The organism is Mesorhizobium sp. Cs1321R2N1 (assembly GCF_037179725.1).
In the GTDB taxonomy this organism is placed as follows: Bacteria; Pseudomonadota; Alphaproteobacteria; order Rhizobiales; family Rhizobiaceae; genus Mesorhizobium; species Mesorhizobium salmacidum.
Genome location: NZ_JAPYKP010000248.1, coordinates 1 through 4,258 on the forward strand (window position 1 = coordinate 1; position 4,258 = coordinate 4,258).

The window sequence follows — 4,258 nt, forward strand, 5'->3', positions numbered from 1 at the left end:
TTGATCCGTTCCCACTGATCCTCTCGAAGCGCATCGCAGTCCATCGCTGACCTCCAAAAATCAGCGTTGAATCTGATTTGCCCTTCCTTGGGAATCCCAACCCGTTAAATCGTCACTACGCCCTAGACTAGACCAAGCGATGCCCGCCCTCGACATGCAGCGTCGTGCCAGTCGTAAAACCATTGCCCATGAGGAAGAAAATCGCGTCGGCGATGTCGTCGGGCTGGCCGATCCTGCCGACCGGCAGCCGCTCGGCCATCGCCGCAAGTGTCTCTGCTTTCCTGTCGCCGGCCACCTGCACCCAAATCTCGGTATCGACCCAGCCGGGCGACACGGCGTTGACGCGGATCGGCGCGAGTTCCACCGCCAGCGCCCGCACCATCCCTTCGAGCGCGGCATTGACGGCGGCAACGACCGAGCCGCGCGCGGCCGGCCGGTAGGCGGCGATGCCGGAAACGAAGGTCATCGAGCCGGCCACTGCCAGCCGTGGCGCGCCGTGCTTGGCGAGCAGCAGCGGGCCGAAGATCTTGCTGTCGACCACGCGTTGCGCCGCCGCGAGATCGAGCTCCGGCAGCAGCCGGTAGGCGCCGTCGATGTCGGCGGCGGTGCTGACGATATGGTCGAGGCCGCCGATCCCGGCGAACAACGCCGCGACCTGATCTTCCCGCGTGATGTCGACAGTGGTTGTTTCGAGGGCGGCCCAGCGCCTCACAGGCCTGCCGCAGCCTGTCTTCGCCGCGCCCGGCGATGATGACTTCGGCCCCGGCTTCGAGGCAGCGCCTTGCAAGCGCCAGGCCCATGCCGGATCCTCCGCCGACGATCAGGATCTTTTGGTTCGAAATGCTCATATCCGCTCTGCCTTCGTTTGGTTGGACAAGGGCAGGGAATTGGCAGCTCGATGCGGAAAGCGAAAACGGAAGAAACCGATGATGTCATCGGACGGGCCGATTATGCCAGCCCATATGAGCCTCGTCCCGTCAGCGTACCAGAGGGCTATCCCAAACGACGAACAACAGCGCCTTTAACTGGGCGAAGCGCTGCGGTCCGAGTTCGGTGCGCCACTCCGCCTCGATGTCGCGCAATATGTCGACCATTTTCCAGAAAGCGGCGTGGCCGCGCTCGGTGGAGCGCACCACGCGCGCGCTGCCTTCACCGTCGGAGCGGACGAGATAGCCGTAGCCTTCCAGACTGCTGAGCAACTGGTTGATGGCTTGCTTGCTCATGCCGGCCCGCTCGGCGATCGTGCCGGGCCGCGCCCCGTCCGGGCCGGGAAACTGCAGCACGGCCATGTGCGGCAGGCGCAATTCGTCGAAACCCGCGTCGTTGAGCTCCTTGATCAGCCGGCGCTGGATCGCCTGCGCCGGCACGCGCAACAGGGCGCCGATCAAAAGGTCCTCGGTCTTGGTCTGCAGAACTTCGGTGGACGTGGCCATTGACGATCCGGTAAATTGAGTTTACTGATTGCTAGTAAATGTAATTTACCGGAGGGGTTTGCGCAATGTCATCCATGAATCTTCAGGTCAATCCAGCCGAAGAGGCCATCGGCGACAAGATGCTATCGATTCGCTTCCTGGTGACGGGCGACAGTTCGAACGGCAGCGTCGCCGCCTTCGAGTTGAAAGTGGCTGGCGGATCGCGGCTGCTGGCGCCGGCGCACAGCCACGATCATTATGAAGAGACGATCTACGGCGTTGGCGGGGTGCTGACCTGGACCGTAGACGGCAAGGCGATCGATGTCGGAGCGGGAGAGGCGCTATGCATTCCACGCGGCGCCGTCCACCGGTTCGACAACAAGGGCGTCAACGACGCGACGGTACTATGTATCGTGACCCCGGCGGCGATCGGTCCGGACTATTTCCGCGAGATTTTCGCAATGTTCCATGCCGCCGCCGGTGGCCCGCCTGACAAGGCCAGCATGATGGAGATCATGCGTCGCCACGGGCTGACGCCGGCGGCACCGACACCGGCGTAGAACACGAGCGCTGGGCTGCGGCGGCTCTATTCCCGCTCCGCACTCGCAAACACCACCAGATTGCCATCGGGATCGCGCATGCGCATGATCCAGGAACGGCCGGCCTTCTCGATCGGGCCGGGTTCGAGGCCCGCATCCACCAGTCTCTGCCGCTCGGGCGCCAGGGGCAGGACACCGAGCGTCAGCGTCGAGGTGCCGGCTTTTTCCTTGTCCTCGAAGAGCTGCACCTCGGCGCTTTCCGTGAACTGCCATTCGGCAAGGCCAGGCATCGGCCGGCGCAGCGGCGGCTTGCCGAAGAGTTTTCCATACCAGTCGATGCTGGGCTCGAGGTCGGAGCAACTGACATGGGCGAAAACGGTCTGCACGGCCATCGCGATCCTCCATGGCGATTGCACTCTCTTGTCGGAACGCGGCGATGGATGGTGTGTTCCGTTGCCTGGCGGCAGCGTGCCCCACTGCTGACGAAAATTGGCAGTGAAACATGCCATCATGATGCCGGGAATCGCATGATGCCGGAGGCAAGATTACAGTGATGCCAGCGACAACGACACTGATCGGGCGGGTGCACTAATGGCGCCGGTCAAAGTCGACCCTGACAAGGTGCGGGAATTCGCCGACGCGGCCAGTTTCTACAGCTGGCTTGCCCAGCACCACGCCACGGAAACCGAAGTGTGGATCAAGGTTCACAAGGTGGGGTCGGGACTGAAGTCGATCACACCGAAGGAGGCCATCGACGTCGTGCTGTGCTTCGGCTGGATCGATGCCGTGCGCAAGGGGCTGGACGAGAACAGTTTCCTGCAGCGCTACACGCCGCGCGGCAAAAAAAGCATCTGGAGCAAGATCAACGTCGACAATGTGGCGCGCCTCGTCGAGGAGGGCCGCATGACCGGGCATGGGCTGAGAGAGGTCGAGGCGGCCAAGGCCGACGGGCGCTGGGCGCGCGCCTATGGCAGCGGCAAGGAGATGAAAATTCCCGAGGATCTGCAGGCGGCGATCGACGCCGAGCCGGCGGCGAAGGCGATGCTGGGAAAGCTCAGCGCGCAGAACCGCTTCGCGCTCGCCTTCCGCACCCACAACATGAAGACCGAGACGGGACGCAAGAAGAAGATCGAAACCTTCGTCGCGATGCTGAAGCGCGGCGAGACGATCCGTCCACAGGGGAAGAAATAAAGCAATTCCAGGAAAAGTGTGAAACGGTTTTCCCGGGAAAAGCGCGTAGCGCTTTCCCTTGCGGAATTGCGTAAAAACAAAGAGATAGAGCGGGTGAGCGTTTCTGTGAAACGGTGAACCGCTCGATGCCCTTCAGGCGCCCGAATGCGGGTCGATGCCGTAGGGATGGACGGGGTAGCCGGGTCCGATGGCATCGCGTACGCGGTCGGTCCATGCTGCGAACCCCGGATAGTCCGCGAGCGAAAAGCCGCAATCCCCGGCGCGGTGGCTGTAGGCATAGACGGCGATGTCGGCGATGGTGAGGTCGCTGCCGGCGAGAAACGGCGCCTCGCCAAGGTTGCGGTTCAGGGCGGCGAGCGTACGAGCTCCGGCTTCGCGCTTGCCGGCAACCATGGTCTGGTTGCGGTCGAGCCGTCCGGTCAGGGTCCAGAAGCGCAGCGAGCCGATGACGGGCTCGACGTTATATTGTTCGAAGAACAGCCACTGCATGACCTTGGCACGCCGGTAGCGGGTCGACGGCAGGAAGGGCGTGCCCTCGGCAAGGTAGGTGAGGATCGCATTGGATTCGGCGATGGCGCTGCCGTCCTCGAGTTGAAGGACCGGGACCGCGCCTGCCGGGTTGAGCGCCAGGAAGGCGTCGGTATGGCTCTCGCCCTCGAAAATCGAGACGGGGTGCGTGACGTGAGGGATCTTCAGCAGCCCTAGCAGGACCCGGATCTTCCAGCCGTTCTGCGACGGCAGATAATCGTGAAGCGTGAGCATGACCGGTCCTCTTGATGGGTGAACGATCGCATATAGCTGCGCCCGCCGACACCCGATTCCTGCGCAACCAACTCACGCGCGTCATCGCATGACGACTGCTATCTCGTCCCTCTAATAAAACAGGTCCACCCGTGCCATTTTGCCCCGAGATGACCGACAAAGAGGCTTCCCATGAACACCCACAAAGTCGCCCTCGTCACCGGCGCAAATCGCGGCATCGGGCTTGAAACCGGGCGGCAACTCGCGGCGCTCGGCTTCACCGTTCTGCTCGGCGCGCGCGATCTCGCCAAGGGCGAGGCGGCGGTGAAAGGGCTCGATGGCGCTGTCGAGGCCATCGCGCTCGATGTCGCCGCG

The 4,258-nt window shown here is 63.2% G+C and carries 6 protein-coding genes and 1 pseudogene; 3 read left to right on the top strand and 4 right to left on the bottom strand.

Annotated features, from left to right (window positions below; translation table 11 throughout):
- Nucleotides 1–127: 127 nt before the first annotated feature.
- A pseudogene (locus O7A61_RS31265) lies at nt 128–848 on the bottom strand (SDR family oxidoreductase).
- A gap of 129 nt (nt 849–977) precedes the next feature.
- The gene (locus tag O7A61_RS31270; RefSeq protein WP_337108218.1) at nt 978–1,433 is read right to left on the bottom strand and encodes a MarR family winged helix-turn-helix transcriptional regulator; all 456 of its coding nucleotides are present in this window, start codon (nt 1,431–1,433) and stop codon (nt 978–980) included.
- A gap of 65 nt (nt 1,434–1,498) precedes the next feature.
- Between O7A61_RS31270 and O7A61_RS31275 the strand changes: the two genes are divergently transcribed.
- Nucleotides 1,499–1,972: a cupin domain-containing protein gene (locus O7A61_RS31275; protein ID WP_337133036.1), complete on the top strand. Its 474-nt coding sequence runs from the start codon at nt 1,499–1,501 to the stop codon at nt 1,970–1,972.
- Between the two features lie 26 nt (nt 1,973–1,998).
- Here the strand turns inward: O7A61_RS31275 and O7A61_RS31280 are convergent, their stop codons facing one another.
- Entirely contained in the window at nt 1,999–2,343 is a 345-nt protein-coding gene (locus tag O7A61_RS31280) for a VOC family protein (protein ID WP_140713916.1), read from the bottom strand.
- A 199-nt stretch (nt 2,344–2,542) separates the two neighbouring features.
- Here O7A61_RS31280 and O7A61_RS31285 point away from each other — a divergent pair, with 199 nt between their 5' ends.
- Nucleotides 2,543–3,142, top strand: coding sequence for a YdeI/OmpD-associated family protein (locus O7A61_RS31285; protein ID WP_337133037.1), 600 nt, complete (start codon nt 2,543–2,545; stop codon nt 3,140–3,142).
- 132 nt (nt 3,143–3,274) lie between these two features.
- On the opposite strand, the gene O7A61_RS31290 is transcribed toward O7A61_RS31285, so the two are convergent.
- Nucleotides 3,275–3,904 carry a glutathione S-transferase family protein gene (locus O7A61_RS31290; protein ID WP_337133038.1) on the bottom strand — a complete coding sequence of 210 codons (630 nt, stop codon included), beginning with the start codon at nt 3,902–3,904 and terminating at the stop codon, nt 3,275–3,277.
- 171 nt (nt 3,905–4,075) lie between these two features.
- Between O7A61_RS31290 and O7A61_RS31295 the strand changes: the two genes are divergently transcribed.
- Nucleotides 4,076–4,258, top strand: a 183-nt coding sequence (locus O7A61_RS31295) for an SDR family NAD(P)-dependent oxidoreductase (protein WP_337133039.1), incomplete at its 3' end; no start/stop codon positions are given.